This window comes from Pseudomonadota bacterium (genome assembly GCA_027624955.1).
Taxonomy (GTDB): Bacteria; Pseudomonadota; Alphaproteobacteria; order UBA828; family UBA828; genus PTKB01.
Genome location: JAQBTG010000001.1, coordinates 124,442 through 139,524, shown reverse-complemented (window position 1 = coordinate 139,524; position 15,083 = coordinate 124,442). Strand labels below are relative to the sequence as shown.

19 protein-coding genes are annotated in these 15,083 nt (G+C 60.2%); 3 read left to right on the top strand and 16 right to left on the bottom strand.

Features of this window, described 5'->3' with window-relative positions; genetic code table 11:
• Positions 1 to 76: 76 nt before the first annotated feature.
• Together O3A94_00695 and O3A94_00690 are read left to right on the top strand one after the other, a co-directional pair.
• Positions 77 to 730, top strand: coding sequence for a TetR family transcriptional regulator (locus O3A94_00695; GenBank protein MDA1354766.1), 654 nt, complete (start codon positions 77 to 79; stop codon positions 728 to 730).
• The gene (locus O3A94_00690) at positions 723 to 1,067 is read left to right on the top strand and encodes a tRNA-binding protein (protein ID MDA1354765.1); all 345 of its coding nucleotides are present in this window, start codon (positions 723 to 725) and stop codon (positions 1,065 to 1,067) included. Before O3A94_00695 ends, O3A94_00690 begins: the two co-directional genes overlap by 8 nt.
• Here O3A94_00690 and O3A94_00685 read toward each other — a convergent pair.
• From O3A94_00685 to O3A94_00675, 3 genes are read right to left on the bottom strand one after another with little or no spacing between them, the layout of a single operon-like run.
• Entirely contained in the window at positions 1,064 to 2,404 is a 1,341-nt protein-coding gene (locus O3A94_00685; protein ID MDA1354764.1) for an ATP-binding protein, read from the bottom strand. The two genes, O3A94_00690 and O3A94_00685, sit on opposite strands and share 4 nt — an antisense overlap.
• Before the next feature lie 9 nt (positions 2,405 to 2,413).
• Positions 2,414 to 3,148: a response regulator transcription factor gene (locus O3A94_00680; protein MDA1354763.1), complete on the bottom strand. Its 735-nt coding sequence runs from the start codon at positions 3,146 to 3,148 to the stop codon at positions 2,414 to 2,416.
• A gap of 59 nt (positions 3,149 to 3,207) precedes the next feature.
• Positions 3,208 to 3,687, bottom strand: coding sequence for a MarR family transcriptional regulator (locus O3A94_00675; GenBank protein MDA1354762.1), 480 nt, complete (start codon positions 3,685 to 3,687; stop codon positions 3,208 to 3,210).
• A gap of 84 nt (positions 3,688 to 3,771) precedes the next feature.
• Here O3A94_00675 and O3A94_00670 point away from each other — a divergent pair, with 84 nt between their 5' ends.
• Positions 3,772 to 4,653 (top strand): branched-chain amino acid aminotransferase, encoded by an 882-nt coding sequence (locus tag O3A94_00670; GenBank protein MDA1354761.1) that lies wholly within the window; start codon positions 3,772 to 3,774, stop codon positions 4,651 to 4,653.
• A gap of 19 nt (positions 4,654 to 4,672) precedes the next feature.
• Here O3A94_00670 and O3A94_00665 read toward each other — a convergent pair whose 3' ends face one another.
• The 13 genes from O3A94_00665 to O3A94_00605 all read right to left on the bottom strand — a co-directional run bounded on the left by O3A94_00665 (position 4,673) and on the right by O3A94_00605 (position 15,015).
• Entirely contained in the window at positions 4,673 to 5,125 is a 453-nt protein-coding gene (locus O3A94_00665; protein MDA1354760.1) for a molybdenum cofactor biosynthesis protein MoaE, read from the bottom strand.
• Between the two features lie 9 nt (positions 5,126 to 5,134).
• The gene (gene moaD, locus O3A94_00660; GenBank protein MDA1354759.1) at positions 5,135 to 5,386 is read right to left on the bottom strand and encodes a molybdopterin converting factor subunit 1; all 252 of its coding nucleotides are present in this window, start codon (positions 5,384 to 5,386) and stop codon (positions 5,135 to 5,137) included.
• Between the two features lie 9 nt (positions 5,387 to 5,395).
• Positions 5,396 to 6,670 carry a molybdopterin molybdotransferase MoeA gene (locus O3A94_00655; protein MDA1354758.1) on the bottom strand — a complete coding sequence of 425 codons (1,275 nt, stop codon included), beginning with the start codon at positions 6,668 to 6,670 and terminating at the stop codon, positions 5,396 to 5,398.
• Positions 6,670 to 7,233 carry a molybdopterin-guanine dinucleotide biosynthesis protein B gene (gene mobB / locus O3A94_00650; protein MDA1354757.1) on the bottom strand — a complete coding sequence of 188 codons (564 nt, stop codon included), beginning with the start codon at positions 7,231 to 7,233 and terminating at the stop codon, positions 6,670 to 6,672. The genes O3A94_00655 and mobB overlap by 1 nt, the downstream gene beginning before the upstream one ends.
• Before the next feature lie 8 nt (positions 7,234 to 7,241).
• The gene (gene pgsA, locus O3A94_00645; GenBank protein MDA1354756.1) at positions 7,242 to 7,802 is read right to left on the bottom strand and encodes a CDP-diacylglycerol--glycerol-3-phosphate 3-phosphatidyltransferase; all 561 of its coding nucleotides are present in this window, start codon (positions 7,800 to 7,802) and stop codon (positions 7,242 to 7,244) included.
• 37 nt (positions 7,803 to 7,839) lie between these two features.
• On the bottom strand, positions 7,840 to 9,717 hold the full coding sequence (gene uvrC, locus O3A94_00640; protein MDA1354755.1) for an excinuclease ABC subunit UvrC: 1,878 nt from the start codon (positions 9,715 to 9,717) through the stop codon (positions 7,840 to 7,842).
• 534 nt (positions 9,718 to 10,251) lie between these two features.
• A complete protein-coding gene (locus O3A94_00635) occupies positions 10,252 to 11,088 on the bottom strand; it encodes a universal stress protein (protein ID MDA1354754.1) in 837 nt (278 codons plus the stop codon).
• Positions 11,089 to 11,508: 420 nt separating this feature from the next.
• Positions 11,509 to 11,922, bottom strand: a complete 414-nt coding sequence (folB, locus tag O3A94_00630; protein MDA1354753.1) for a dihydroneopterin aldolase — start codon at positions 11,920 to 11,922, stop codon at positions 11,509 to 11,511.
• 7 nt (positions 11,923 to 11,929) lie between these two features.
• Positions 11,930 to 12,703: an SDR family oxidoreductase gene (locus O3A94_00625; GenBank protein ID MDA1354752.1), complete on the bottom strand. Its 774-nt coding sequence runs from the start codon at positions 12,701 to 12,703 to the stop codon at positions 11,930 to 11,932.
• 5 nt (positions 12,704 to 12,708) lie between these two features.
• A complete protein-coding gene (locus O3A94_00620) occupies positions 12,709 to 13,137 on the bottom strand; it encodes a CBS domain-containing protein (GenBank protein MDA1354751.1) in 429 nt (142 codons plus the stop codon).
• Positions 13,134 to 13,484, bottom strand: a complete 351-nt coding sequence (locus O3A94_00615; GenBank protein ID MDA1354750.1) for a P-II family nitrogen regulator — start codon at positions 13,482 to 13,484, stop codon at positions 13,134 to 13,136. Before O3A94_00615 ends, O3A94_00620 begins: the two co-directional genes overlap by 4 nt.
• Position 13,485: 1 nt before the next feature.
• On the bottom strand, positions 13,486 to 14,271 hold the full coding sequence (locus tag O3A94_00610; protein ID MDA1354749.1) for a DUF1538 domain-containing protein: 786 nt from the start codon (positions 14,269 to 14,271) through the stop codon (positions 13,486 to 13,488).
• A gap of 9 nt (positions 14,272 to 14,280) precedes the next feature.
• On the bottom strand, positions 14,281 to 15,015 hold the full coding sequence (locus tag O3A94_00605; GenBank protein MDA1354748.1) for a DUF1538 domain-containing protein: 735 nt from the start codon (positions 15,013 to 15,015) through the stop codon (positions 14,281 to 14,283).
• Between the last annotated feature and the right edge of the window lie 68 nt (positions 15,016 to 15,083).

Sequence of the window (15,083 nt, the reverse complement as noted above, 5' to 3'; positions counted from 1 at the left end):
TTGACCCGCGCCAGAGGTGTGCCTACATAATGACGAGCAGCTACGACAACCCAGAAATAATGGCGGTACCGACGAGATGCCCAGGAAAACGGATTATCCCCGCCTGATCGTCGACAATGCGCTCGAATTGGCGGCTATCAAGGGCTGGGCGCAGACGAGCCTGAACGATATAGCCGCGGCAGCCGGTCTCTCTTTGGCCGCCTTACACGGCACCTATCCCTCGAAGACAGCGATTGTCGCAGCCTATACGACACGTGTGGATGAAGCCGTGCTGAACGATATCGACCCGGAATTAGCCGATAAATCGAGCCGGGAGCGGCTGTTCGACGTGTTGATGAAGCGCTTCGATGCAATGAATCCGCACAAGGCGGCTGTGCGCTCGATCTTACGGGCGTCGACGTCGGATGTGGAAACACTGGCGCGCGGGCCGTTGAGCCTATACCGCTCGATGCGCTGGATGATGGAGGCCGCGAATATTCCTTATTCAGGCGTGCGCGGGCAGCTTCGCATCAAGGGTTTGGCGCTGATCTATCTCGCTGTGTTGCGAACTTGGTTCAACGATGACAGCGAGGACATGTCGCGCACCATGGCATCTCTCGACCGACAGCTAAACCGGGCGGATCGGCTGTTAGGATTTCTGCGCCGGCGCGGACGCCGCGCGTCCGAATCGCCGGACAGCGAAACCGGTACAGACGAGCCCTCCGGACCCGTAGAGGCCGGCGCTGGCTGAGACGCCGCTTTCATTCGAGAATTTTCTCAAGGTCGATATTCGCGCCGGCACAATCCTGCGCGCCGAGCCCTATAACGAGGCGCGCGTCCCGGCCTACAAATTATGGATCGATTTCGGCCCCAATATCGGCGAACGCAAGACATCGGCGCAAGTAACTGAAAATTACCGATGCGAAGACCTGGTTGGCAGGCAAATTGCCGCCGTAGTCAATTTTCCGCCCAAACAAATTGGCACTTTCATGTCGGAGGTCCTGGTGCTTGGCTTTCCCGGAGCAACCGGCGAGGTCGTGTTGATTGCGGCGGAGCGTCCGGTTTCTAACGGCGCGCGTCTGTACTAGACGGGTAAGCGCAGCACTGCGCGTAGGCCGCCCGAGCTTGCTGCCTCCAAAGTGATATCGCCGCCATGGCCGCGCGCGACATCGCGCGCGATGGCGAGACCAAGACCGGCCCCGGCGTAATTGGGACTGCGCGAATCATCTAGGCGGAAGAATGGCTTGAATACATCATCGATGCTTTCAGGAGGAATTCCCGGGCCGTCATCCTCGACGGTCACCTCAACACTGCCCCCTGTGAGGCGCGCCTTGACGTGAGTATGCTCGCCATAGCGCACCGCATTATCCACCAAATTGGTCAGACAGCGCTTGATGGCGTTCGGCCGGAGAGGCAGGGTCAGCGCCCGCCCAGCATCAAGCGTCAACGCGGCGCCGTTCCGCCGCGCGCCCTCGGCGACTTCGCCAATCAGCGCCGAAAGATCGACAGGCACCGGCGCCTCGGCACCCTGACCACGCGTAAACGCCAAATATTCGTCGATCATTTTCTCCATTTCGGCGATGTCGGCTTCAACCTCCAACACGTCGGCCCGCGCCTCCGGCAGGGTCTCGCCCAGCATTGCGAGCTGCAGCTTGATGCGAGTGAGCGGTGTCCTGAGATCGTGAGAGACACCGGCCAGCATTTCCGTTCGCTGATCGATATGGCGCGCGATGCGCCCGCGCATATCGATGAACGCCGCCGCGGCTTGGCGAACTTCGGTCGCGCCGGCGGGCTTGAACTCAACCTCGGTGCGGCCCTTGCCAAACGCCTCCGCCGCCGCCGCCAGGCGCCGGATCGGCTGAATTTGGTTGCGCAGGAAAAAAATCGCGATTGCAGTGACCACCAGTGCCGTGCCGACCATCCACAACACGAAAATATAAATTGTGGTGGAGAACATGCGTTTACGCGGCGTGAGGATGTTTAACACGCCTTCCTGCAATTCGATGCGGACCGAGATGTTGTCGTCGTCCCGCCGTGTATCGATGTGAAAAGGTATAACGAGCCGCTCGGACAGCGCATGTTGCAGCATGCGATCCGCATTTCTGCTTAGCTTGGGCGCCGCCGCAGGCAATTTGACGCCCGGTTGGAAGACGGCATTTATTTGCATTTCGCGATAGGCCGCGCGCAGCGTCCATTCACGAAACTCATCTTCGGGATATTTCTGTATGGTCCGCATGACGTAGATGATGTCGCCGGTCAGACCCAAGGCCAGCCGCCGGCTGACCGTATCCCAATGGCGTTCGAAAAAGATGTAGGCGACCACGCCTTGCAGCAGCACCAAGGGGATCAACAGGATTAACAGGGAGCGCCAGAACAAGCCCTTGGGCGTGAGGCGTCTCAGCAAACTTACATGAGCGGCCGCCATGGCGAATTTCTAGAGCGGGCGCAAGGTGTAACCCTCGCCCCATACCGTCAGGAGATGGCGTGGCGCGCTCGGATCCGATTCGATCTTGCGACGGAGACGGGCAATTTGCACATCGATCGCGCGGCCGCCAGCGTCGATGCCGCAATGCCGGCACAGCTGCTCGCGGCTGAAAGTGACGCCGAGCTGGCTCACGAACAGCGTCAGCAATTGGGACTCGGTATGGGTTAGACGCACACTCTCGCCATCGCGCGCCAACTCGGCGCGCGCCGGATGAAATTCAAAGCCGCCAATGCTCACGGGTGTCTCGATAGCGGGCGGCGGCACCGCCCGGGTACGGCGCAAGATCGTCGCAATACGCAGCAACAACTCGCGCGGCTCGAAGGGTTTGGTCAAATAATCATCGGCGCCGCTCTCCAGCCCAGAGATGCGGTCCTCTGCCTCACCCATTGCGGTGAGCAACAGGATCGGCACCGAGAGGCGCTCGCGCAGACGGCGGGTCAACTCCACACCGCTCTCGCCCGGCATCATCACGTCGACTACCAGAAGGTCGAATGCGAGGCCGCGCAGCTTCGATTCAGCCTCTGCCGCGGTCTGCGCCGTGGTGACGCGATAGCCATTCTCGCTGAGATAGCGTCTGAGCAGTTTGCGCAAACGGTCGTCGTCATCGACCACCATGATATGCGGCGCATCGGCGTCGAGCGCCGGCGCCGAATGCGATCTCTGGCGCGCCTGATCCTGGTTCATAATGCTAGTATATGCCAACGACGCCCCGATTGGGCAAAGCGCTCGTGGCAGGAGGAGCGCTAATCCTCGAAGCGCTGGCGATCAGCCTTATCGATGATGCCGAGCAACACCTTGCGGTAACCTTCCACGGCGTCGCCGCCGGCGGAACGGTAAGCTGCACCAATACGGGCGCGCTGAACTTCCGACAGGCGACGTTCCAATTCCAACCCCTTGTCGGTGAGCTGCAATAAACGCCGCCGTCTGTCGGCCTGCGCCTTCTGCACCGAAACGAAACCTTCTTTGACCAATTGGCTGAGAACGCGCGACAGGCTTTGTTTGGTGATACGCAGAATGGCCAGCAACTCGGCCACTGAAATCGCTGGGCTGCGGGCGACAAAATAGATCACTCGGTGATGCGCTCTGCCAAACCCATAGGTCGCCAGGATGGCATCGCATTCCGCCGTAAAATCGCGATAGGCGTAAAACAGCAGCTCGATTCCCTGGTGGAGCTGGTCGTGACGAAGGAAAAGGGGGTTGGGCCCCGATTTTAAGTCAGTCATGTTGACTTATATGCAGTGTGGTGATAGAGAACGCAACCGCTTTTCGACGGGGCAAGGCGGTTTGGAGCGGGAGAACGAGCGCAAATGGCCGACATGATACCTTTTGACGACCGGGACGGCGTGATATGGCTTGACGGCAAAATGGTGCCATGGCGTGACGCCAATCTCCACGTGCTCAGCCATGCGTTGCACTATGCCAGCTGCGTGTTCGAGGGCGAGCGTGCCTATTCGCGACGCATCTTTAAATTGCAGGAACATACTGAGCGGCTGTTCGAATCAGCGTCACTGCTCGACATGACAATTCCCTTTACGGCGGACCAGATCAATGCCGCCTGCAACGAGGTAATATCTGCACAGGGCATCGTCGACGGCTATATCCGCCCGGTGGCATGGCGCGGCGCCGAGATGATGGGCGTCTCAGCGCAAGTAGCCAAGACCCATGTGGCGATCGCCACTTGGCCCTGGCCAAATCTGTTCGGCGACGAGAAGCGTGAGCGCGGCATCCGCATGAAGACTTCGAAATGGCGCCGCCCCTCGCCCGATACCGCACCGGTCAAAGCAAAAGCGGCGGGGCTCTACATGATCTGCACGCTATCCCGCCATGCGGTCGAGCCCGAAGGCTATGATGACGCCTTGATGCTGGATTGGCGCGGGCAAATCGCTGAAGCCACTGGCGCCAATATCTTCCTCGCCCAAAATGGCGTGCTGCACACGCCGACGCCTGACTGTTTTCTCGACGGCATTACGCGCCGCACCGTCATGGACCTCGCGCGCAAGCGCGGCTATGAGGTGGTGGAACGCGTGATCATGCCGGAAGAACTCGCCCATACAGACGAAGTATTCCTCACCGGCACCGCCGCCGAGGTCACGGCGGTCGGCGAAATCGACCAGCATAATTACCAGGTTGGGCCAATCACCCGTCAATTGATGGCAGATTACGACGCGGAAGTGCGCAAAGACGGCTGAGCCGCGCCGACGGCGTGGACTATTTCTCGGTTGCCGTCCATTTTTGCGCGGCCTGATCGTCCGAGGCACACGCCTCGACCCACTCTTCGCCGGCATCGCGCTCCTCCAACTTCCAGAACGGCGCGCTGGTTTTTAGCCAATCGATGAGAAAAGCGCAGGATTCCAGGGCCGCCTTGCGGTGCGAGGATGCGGTGATCACCAGAACGATGCGCTCGCCGGGCTCAAGTCGGCCGTAACGGTGAATGACCAGGCAGTCTTCAAGCGGCCAGCGCTGGCGCGCTTCGGCCTCAATTTCGGCCAACTTTTTCTCGGTCATGCCGGGGTAATGCTCAAGCGTCATGGCGCCGATGGCGGCACCGCCATCCGATCCCCGCACCAAGCCGGTGAACGACGCGAGGGCGCCGACATTTTTTCCGCTCATCGCCGCCATCTCAGCGCCGACATCGAAATCTTCGCGCTGTACGCGGATCATCGCTTACCCTCAACCGCCCGTTACGGGGGGGAAGAACGCGACTTCATCGCCCTCGGCGAGTGGATGGTCCAGCTTGGCGAAATCCTGATTGACGGCAAAGCGCACCGCGGAAAGATCGGCCAGCGCCTCACTGTAGCCGGGGCCGCGGGTTTTAAGCCACTCGACGAGCCCAGCAATCGTGGCGATATCTTCGGGCAGGGAAACGTCCTCCTCACCGAGGCCGATCTTCTGTTTGAGCCAGGCAAAATAGAGCAATTTCACGGCATGTCCTCAGCGCATCATTTCGTTGAACGGCAGAAAATCTACTGTCATGCCGCGTTCCACCTGGGTCACATCTTCGGGCAATTCGATTAGCCCGTCGGCGAACACCGCAGAAGACAGGATTCCAGCGCCACCCCGATCGTATTTCTCCGCCGCCAGGCTGCCATCGTCAAGCGTGCGCAGGCGCGCGCGCAGCCATTCGCGCCGGCCCTTCTTCTTTTTGTAATCGAAATCTGCGCGCACAGGGTAGTGATGCGGCTCGACTTCCGCGGCGCCCGAGAGGCGAAGCAGAAGCGGCCGCGCGAAACGTAGAAAGGTCACCAATACCGCCACTGGATTGCCCGGCAGCCCGACAAACGGTACCCGGCCAACTTGCCCGAGCGCGATTGGCCGGCCTGGGCGGATTGCGAGACGCCAAAAATGCAGATTGCCGAGCGCCTCGACCGCCGCCTTGATGTGATCCTCCTCGCCAGTCGATACGCCGCCGGACGTGATCAGCACATCATGCGAGCCGGACGCCTTGTCGAGCGCTTGGCGCACCGCAGCGAGTCGATCGGGAAGAATACCGAGATCATCGACATCGCAGCCCAGCGTTTCCAATAGCGCGATGACCATGAAGCGGTTGGAATCATATATGCCGCCCGGTGGCAGCGCCGCACCGGGCTCGAATACTTCATCGCCGCTCGAAAAAACCGCGACCTTGAGCGGCTGGTAGACCCAGAGGGTGGTAAGGCCGACCGAAGCGGCGAGGCCTATATCCTGTGGTTTGAGGCGCCGCCCGGCAGACAGGATGACGGCGCCGTTTTTGATATCCTCGCCAGCGAAGCGTCGGTTGGCGCCCAGTTTGATGCCGGGCGGGATGACCACAACGCCGTCTACTTCGCGGCAATCCTCCTGCATCAACACCGTATCCGGGCCGGACGCGCCATCTTCGCCGCCCGGCATCGGCGCGCCGGTAAAGACCCGCAAGGCAACGCCGCGCCGCGCCGCATGGCCGAGCGGCCGGCCGGCGGGAATGCGCTCACTCCACGACAGGCTGGTTTCCCCCTCCGGGTTGAGGTCGTCAAAGAACACCGCCCAGCCATCGACCGCGGCATTGTCATGCGGCGGCACATCGCGGGCGGAAAGAACATCGCGCGCCAAAATACGGCCATGCGCTTGGTGCAGGCTTACTTCCTCCGGCGTGGCGACGGTATCGGTGGTTTCGGCAAGGCGCGCCAAAGCCTCTGTAGCCGGCATCAGCTCGCCGCCAAAAGCAAAACAATCATCGCTTAACTGCGCCATCAGCGCCGCTCCACAGGTTCATGCCGCAGTTTGTAAGTATCCGGTTGGCGCCTTATCAATTGGCAATGCGCCATGACGAAATCGGCGATCGCCGGAATATCATTCAAATCCAATACTAGGATATCACCCTTCTCAAGCAGCCCCTCGGGCCTGCCGCTATCACTCGCTACGGCGACCACCCAATCATCTTCGGCGGCGAGCAACGGCAACCCCGTTTCAGCCCGATAGACCTCCAACTTGGCGTGGTCATGGCGTTTGAAACCCTCGATCAGAAGCAGATCAACATCCGAGAATTGTTCATACAACTCTTCTAACGACGGCTCGGGCTCGCCCTGCAATTCATGCACCAGTGCCCACCGCCGGTCGGAGACGTATAATACTTCATTCGCGCCGGCATCGCGCCATGCGGAGACATCATGGCCGGGGGCGAACAGATCGAACTGGTGGTGGGTGTATTTCATTGTCGCCACCACTAGGCCGCGCGCCGCGAGCTCGGGCAGCAATCGGCGCAGCAGCGTCGTCTTGCCGCTACCGCTCCATCCGGCGATGCCGAAAACCTGCATATCGCGCCTCACGCGCTGGGCCGCATCGGTGTCGTTCCTTGGCGCAGAACGGCGCGAAAATATAAAATGGCGCTCAGCCAACTCAACAGCGCGGCGAGCCAGAGAGCCGCTTCGCCGGCCAATTGGAGCGGCGCGCTGAGCGATACCAAGCCCGGCGCCATCAACAGCAGCGCGATGGCCGCCATTTGGGCCGCGGTTTTCCATTTTCCGAGACGGCTGACCGGCAGGGCGGCACGCCCCGCCAAACCTTCGCGCACCCCCGATATCAGCAATTCGCGACATAGAATCGCTACCACCGGAATGGCCGCCGCACGTTCGGACGCGACCAGCATGATCAGCGCGGCGGCGACGATCAACTTATCGGCGATGGGATCGAAGATACGGCCGAATTCGCTAGTCTGGCCGAAACGTCGCGCCAACCAGCCATCGAAAAAATCGCTGACTGCGGCGGCGATAAAGAGCGCAAATACTGCCCATACCGCGACCTCGCCAGGCACATAAAATAGGCCTACAAAGGGTGGTATTAGGGCGACCCGGCCCACAGTGAGGAGATTTGGCAAATTTGTCATGATCGTGTGACTTTGGCTCGCCGGAACTCTATCACGCTCAGGACTCGGCGTGGAAATGATCGAAGATCGAACGCGCGAGCGCACTTGAAATGCCGTGCACTTGCTCGAGATCGGACAGTCCCGCCTGCGACACCCCGCGCGAAGAGCCGAAATGGTGTAGCAGTGCCTTCTTGCGGCTGGGGCCGACGCCCTGAATGCCATCGAGCTGAGAGCGCGACACATTGCGTGCACGGCGTGCGCGGTGCGTGCCGATGGCGAAACGGTGCGCTTCATCGCGCAGGCGCTGGATGAAATAGAGCACCGGATCGCGCCGCTCCAACGATATGGGCTGGCGCTCGGGCAGGAAGATACGCTCCAGTCCGGCGTTTCTGTCGGGTCCCTTAGCGACTGCTGCGAGGGCGACATCGCCGACGTCGAGCTCGGCAAATATTTCCAAAGCGGCACTGAGCTGCCCGGCGCCGCCGTCGATCAGCACCAGATCCGGCCAGACGCCATGGGCGCGCTCGGGGTCTTCCTTCAGCAGGCGCGAAAAGCGGCGCGACAGCACTTCGCGCATCATGCCGTAATCATCGCCGGCGGTGATGCCGCCTTCGGCCTCGGGGATCGCGTCGCTACGGATATTGAACTTGCGATATGCCTTTTTTAGGAATCCTTCAGGCCCGGCGGCAATCATCGCACCGACCGCGTCGGTGCCCGAAATATGAGAGTTGTCATAAACCTCAATGCGCTCAGGCACGCCGTCCAACGCCAGCCTGTCAGCCAAACCTTCCAGCATTTTTCTCTGCGCCGCACTTTCGGAGAAACGCCGGGCTAATGCCTCGCGCGCATTTCTCTCGGCATCGACGACCATGTTGGACTTGTCGCCGCGAATGGGGCGATGAATATGGACGCGCCGCGGGGCCTTCAACGATAAAGCCTCCTCGATCAGCTCGCGTTCCTCGATTTCGTGATTGACCAGCACCAGCGGCGGTGCCGAACGATTGCTATAGAATTGACCGATGAAGGCACCCAGCACTTCGGCGGCGCCGATCTCTTTCTGGTGGCGCGGATAATAGGCCCGATTGCCGTAATTCTGACCGCTCCGGAAGAAGAATACCTGCACGCAGGATTGCCCGCCGCTTTGATGCACCGCCGCCACGTCAGCATCCTGCAGGCCGTGCAAGTTGATGCCCTGTCGCGCCTGGATATGGGCAAGCGCCCGGATACGGTCTCGATAGGCGGCGGCGGTCTCGAATTCGAGGGCGTCGCTGGCCGCAGTCATGCGTTCGGTCAGCCGCGACTTAATGTGCTGGCTGCGCCCGGAAAGGAAATCGCGCGCTTCATCAACCAGAGTGGCATAGGCGGTCTCGCTGATACGCCCGACACAGGGCGCAGCGCAACGCTTGATCTGGTGCTGCAGGCAGGGGCGTGTACGGCTGGCGAATATCGAATCGGAACAGGAGCGCAGCGGAAAGGCGCGATGCAGCGCGTTGACCGTTTGATTGACCGCACCGGCTGAGGCGAAGGGACCAAAATATTCTCCTGCCGCTTTTTTTGCGCCACGATATTTGGTGATGCGCGGATAGGGGTGGCCGCCGGTGATCAGGATATAGGGGAAGGATTTGTCGTCCCTGAGGACGATGTTGTAGTGCGGCTTGAGGCGCTTGATGAGATTGCTTTCAAGCAACAAGGCCTCGACCTCGCTTTTGGTCGTCACGACCTCGACGCTGACGGTGCCAGCCACCATGCGTTGCAGCCGCACGGACAGCGCCGCCGTATTGGTGTAACTGGTGACGCGCTTCTTGAGATTCTTTGCCTTGCCCACGTAAAGTGGGTCGCCTGCCGCATCCAACATGCGGTAGACGCCGGGGCTCTGCGGCATGATGGCGACCGCCTTGCGCAAGGTCTCAAGGCCTGCCGCGAGCGAAATTGTCATCGGCGAAATACCCGTGCTTGTCTCAGTTCTCTATATCGGTTCGTCGCCGGAAATTCCAATCCGCCGCGCGAGCCGACCAGCGAGACTCGCACCAGGCAAGGTTTTGCCGTTAACCAAACACAAAGATAGTCCCCTGCCGACCGGCAAACGCCATCTATTCAATTGGTTGGGATGGAAACTTGGCCGGCGCCGCCAAGTCGATCCGGCGCTATCCCCTAAATCTGTGGATAACCATGTGTATGAAAGCTCATGTATGACAGGGTTCCGTGCCAATCCAATGTCTTAATACTCTCTGCACATTTTTTGTGCAATATCTGTAACAGATTGAAAATAAATGACCTTATCAACTATTTATCGATTTCTCAGAAATTCTTTGATTTCTCGAGTTAGGAATCAAGACATCGGCGGCTTTACGATTACGATGTGAACAGAATTCACTGCCAAATCCCTATTTAGCGTCAATTGGGAGGGACACCGCACAAAATGTATGCCGTCGCCTCCGGAGATGCGTCGGAGCGCCGTTGAGAGCTCCTGTCAGTGCGACATGAAGACCGGAACGGTCATGCATTCGAGAATATGCCGCGACGCGCCGCCCAGAATGAACTCGCGCAGACGCGAGTGGCCATAAGCGCCCATGACAATCATGTCAGCGTCCAAATCGGCCGCTTCAGAGAGCAGCAAATCGCCAACCGATACGTCGCCGGATACGATCCGTACCGCCTCTGCTTTGCCGCCGTGCCGAGCAATTTGATTGGAAATATCGAAACCAGCGATGTGGTCCGACTGGCTCGGATTGATGCTCAACACCGAGACCAAGTCCGCTCGCCTTAGGAATGGCATCGCATCATGTACGGCGCGCGCGGCCTCACGGCTTCCGTTCCAAGCGACCAGAATGCGTTTGCCCAGGGTGGCAAACTTTCCGGCATAGGGAACGACCAGTGTCGGGCGGCCGGAATCCATCACCAGCTGAATCGCCAGCCCACGGTGGCGCGGCGCATCCTCGCGGCCCGGATCGATCTGGCCTGTGATTGTCAGATCCGCATAGCGCGCGTGAACCGGTACGATCTCGCCCGCCAAGCCCACTTCCAGGCGCAATTCGAAAGGAACGCCGGCTTTTTGTGCGCGTTGTTCGGCCGCTTGCAACGAAGCGTCCGCGGCGGCTCGCGCAGCGTCCTGATAGTTACGCTCGATTTCGGCGATCACGCCCGCGGCGGCGTCGCCGAACACACCAAGACCGGGAGAAAACGGATGAATGACCTGAAGCGCCGTCAGATGGGCCTGCTCCTGGGCGGCCAGTTGCAAAGCGAGGCCAAGCGCCATGTCGTCACACTCTGTGCCATCAAGATGAACAAGAATTGTCTTATATGCCATGGCGCGAACTCCCCTCGGCGCGGCGAATCATTCTCCAGCCGATGTTAGGCGCGCCCGGATTCTGCACCATGATGTGCATCAAGATTTCTGTTTGCAGCGGGGCGCGGTGGAAACAAGCGCCGCGCGGCGACGTGCCGAATCCTGCACGGCGGCTTGTGGATAAGTCTGTTGGAAAGTGCCCGAGGAATCTCTTATCATCCGTGAACCCGCCGCAAAGTGCTGCTGAAGAGGATCGGGTCCGGATGTCCAAACTCATCTTATATAATTGATAACAAATAACTTAATTTTGGAATTTTCGGTCCGCTATCGAGGCCAGGGAAAGTGCGTGATCACGAAATGGTGAGCGCGCAGTGAATTCGCGTTGTGCACAAATGCCCATACTTAAGCGCCGCGAATTATCCGCCAGGCCGGTCAATCCGGTTAAGGGTCTCCCCGCACGCGCTCGATTTCGACGCCGACGCTGACTGCCTCTTGGTAGATATCGAGCTTCTCGACGCCGACCCGCACACGCGCCACACGCTCATCCGCCAAGCACAGGCCGGCGATGCGTTCTGCTAGGGTTTCCACTAAATTGACGTGGCTCTCACCGGTGATCGTGCGCACGCCCTCGACGATATGCTCGTAGCTCACCACATTTTCGATACGGTCCTGCAGATTACGCGCTTCCTCGCGCACCATCAGCTCGACATTGATGCGTACGCGCTGGGGCGCGTCATGTTCGTGGGCATAGACGCCGATCGCACAGGGTAAAACCAGATCGCGTACGAAAACGCGCCGATAGGACGGCTCGGCGCCGGTCCGGGAGAGCGGCCTCAGGGGGGTCGGTTCGTTCACGGCAGCGCTATTCCTCCACCTTGCGATCGGACGGCATGCTCCAACCTAAATGCTGGCCGCCGTCGAGCGCCATCATTTGCCCGGTCAACGCCGGTGCGGCAAGGATAAAGAGTACGGCGTCCGATATTTCTCCTGGTTCGGCGCCATGACCGAGCGGCGTTTTCTCGGCCTGGGCGCGAAATTGCTCGGCGGTTTGACGGGCGCTCGGCAGAACCGGGCCAGGACCGATAGCGTTCACCCGGATATGCGGCGCGAGCCCCAGGGCCAGGGTTTGGGTCAACGTCCAGAGGCCCGACTTGCTGAGCGTATAGGAGACGAAATGGGGGGTCAGATTCCATACCCGTTGGTCGAGGATGTTAATAATCGCGCCGGCCGCGCCCGACGGCAGGCCGGCAGCAAAGGCCTGGGCGAGGAGGAACGGCGCCCGCAGATTTACCGACATATGCGCGTCCCAGCTCTCACGTGTGACGCTTTCGGCATTGTCATATTCGAACAGCGAGGCATTGTTCACGAGGCAGCCGAGCGGCCCGAGCGCACCGGCGGCGGCGCTCGCCAAGGCCATGGTTTCGCGCTCATTGCTGAGGTCGGCGGCGAGAGCCAGCGCTTTGCCACCTCCGGCTTCGATCCGCTCCACCGTCTCCGCGGCATTATCTGCAGAATCGCGGTAGTGCACCGCAACCGACCATCCGGCCGCGCCGAGGCCAATAGCGATAGCGCGGCCGATGCGCTGTCCGGCGCCGGTCACGAGCGCGGCGCGGGGCTCCGGAAAAGCTGGCGCCATGGCGCTCAGGACACCGCGTCGCTGTGCGGCGCGTCCATAATATCGGTATAGCGAAACACCATGTCGTTGAGGGTGACGAAACCCACCGCCTTGTTGTGATCGACCACGAGGCTCCGCGACAGTCCGAATTTCGAGAGCAAGCGAATCGCGTATTTGATCTCCATCACGGCGTCCACAGTGAGCACTGGCTTGGACATGATCTCGTATACATTGGTGCGGTCAAGCGAGCGGTTGTTCGCGATTACCTTGTTGGCGATATCTGACACCACGACGATGCCGAATTCGTCGCCGGGACGCCGGCGTTCAACCACGAGCGAGCGCACATTGGCCTCGCGCATGCGGTTGAGCGCCTCGCGCACGGTGGCCAATCCATCAACTGGCACCGGCATCGGCGTCATGACCTCCCGCACCTGAATATGCTTTCTCTCGCTCATATCTCGTCCTCGATCTTGTGTTGAATTTCTGCAATTTGGTGCGACAGGCCCACCGCATCCTCAATATCGATCTGAATCGCGATGCCACTGCCGGATCTTTTATCGAAGGCGCCGACGGTGGCGATTTCTTCGAGGATCGCCCGGCTGCGATGTTCCTCAACGACGAACAGCAGAATGTCGCGTTGGCCGGTCAGGCTCAAGCCTAGAAATGTCTTCTCGGGCTGTAGGCCTTCACCCCGGCAACTGGTGATGATGGTGGCGCCGGTGGCGCCGGCACGCCGGCCGCATTCGAGCACGGCATCGGTTTCGCTATCGTCGACAAGTGCCACGACAAGTTTGAATTTCATGCTACGTCCTTTTCGTCGAATCGCCGGATTTACGCTTGCGTGTAAAACGGGCGGTGAGCTGGGCATAACCAAGCACAGCAATGATCGGAAATACGCTGGCTAAGGCGATCAGGCCAAAACCGTCGATTAGCGGGCTGCGCCCCGGCACGTTGGCGGCAAGGCCGAGGCCCAGCGCCGCCACCAGGGGCACGGTTACGGTGGAAGTTGTGACGCCGCCCGAATCATAGGCCAGTGGAATGATCGAGCGGGAGGCGAAGAAAGTTTGCACAATGACGATGGCGTAGCCGGCCATGATGAACCAATGGAGCGGAATGCCGGTGACAATGCGAAAGGTGCCGAGCGTGACGCCGACGGAAACGCCGAGCGCCACAGCGAGGCGCAGGCCCCAGGGATTGATGGTGCCGCCGGAAACCGAGCCCGCCTTTGCGGCGACCGCGATCAGAGCCGGCTCGGCGACGGTGGTGCCGAAGCCGATGGCAACGGCGAAAATATAAACCCAGAAATAGTCGTACCAGGCGCCGGCCACGCCTTCGACAAGGCCAAGAAACTTGGGATCGGTAAGCTGGCGCGCCATTGTCTCGCCGAGCGGAAACAGCGCCGACTGCAGGCCGATCAAGAATAGCGACAGACCAATGACGACATAGATGAAGCCGATGCCGACCCGGCGCCAATTGGCCAGGCGCTTGCGGATCACGACAATCTGAAAAAATAGGATCAGCCCGACCAGAGGCGCAAGATCGCGCAGAGTGGACAGAATAACCGAGCCGATATTATCGAATATGCCCATCCCCGCCCCCTACATCAGCATGCCGAAAACCAGCACGAAGAGGATTGGCGTCAGGCAGGCGAAGGCGATCAAGCCGAAGCCGTCGATCAGCGGATTGCGCCCGCGGATCATAGTCGACAGACCGACGCCGAGTGCTGTCAGCAGCGGCACGGTGATGGTGGAGGTAGTCACACCGCCCAAATCGAAGGCGATGCCGATAATTTCTTCGGGCGCAAAGAACGACAGCGCCACGGCCAGAAGATAGCCGCCAATGATCAGCCAATGCACCGGCCAACCTTTGAGGATGCGCAGCACGCCAACGGTGACACCTACGCCGACGGAAACTGCGACCGTATAGCGCAAGCCAAGGGCGAAGGCGTCGATGGCGTCCGCGCCGAGCTCGATTACGCCGCCTTCCGCCGCCGTACGCGCCGCCTCCGCCGCGACTGCAACAAGGGCTGGCTCGGCCACTGTGGTGCCGAAACCGAGCGCAAAGGAAAACAACAACAGCCAGAACAGGCTGCCCTTGCGGGCGAAATCCTGCGCCAGACCTTCGCCGAGGGGAAACAAACCCATTTCCAAGCCCTTGACGAATAGCGCTAGGCCCAACATGACAAACATCAGGCCGATCAATATTTCGACGAGATTGGGAAACGGCTGCTGCAGGACAGCAAGCTGGAAGACTGCGATAACAGCGATGATCGGCACCAGATCGCGCAACGTGCCGAGCACTAAAAATACTAAAGAGAGGGCCGGCGCGAACAGCGAGTGACGGCGCAGCGCGCTGGCGACACGCGACAGAGCTGGTTTCGGCTTGCCGCCGGAGTTGGCCG